This window comes from Apilactobacillus pseudapinorum, assembly GCF_040369555.1.
Lineage (GTDB): Bacteria > Bacillota > Bacilli > Lactobacillales > Lactobacillaceae > Apilactobacillus.
In genome coordinates this window covers 1-271 of sequence record NZ_BAABVU010000003.1, presented here as the reverse complement: position 1 = coordinate 271, position 271 = coordinate 1, and the positions used below count along the sequence as shown (strand labels likewise).

Genomic DNA, 271 nt, shown 5'->3' with positions numbered 1-271 from the left:
AGCTAAGAATCATATGAAGGTAAATCCCTCAAAACTGAATAAGATTGATGAACCTAGTGTAAGTTTCCGTAATTTCCTTAGAAAGGAGGTGATCCAGCCGCAGGTTCTCCTACGGCTACCTTGTTACGACTTCACCCTAATCATCTGTCCCACCTTAGACGACTAGCTCCTAAAAGGTTACCCCATCGTCTTTGGGTGTTACAAACTCTCATGGTGTGACGGGCGGTGTGTACAAGGCCCGGGAACGTATTCACCGTGGCATGCTGATCCA

1 rRNA gene is annotated in these 271 nt (G+C 46.9%); it reads right to left on the bottom strand.

What is annotated here, in order from left to right:
* Nucleotides 1–81 precede the first annotated feature (81 nt).
* Nucleotides 82–271: ribosomal RNA gene (locus ABWU86_RS00015) — 16S ribosomal RNA — on the bottom strand; the annotation flags it as partial.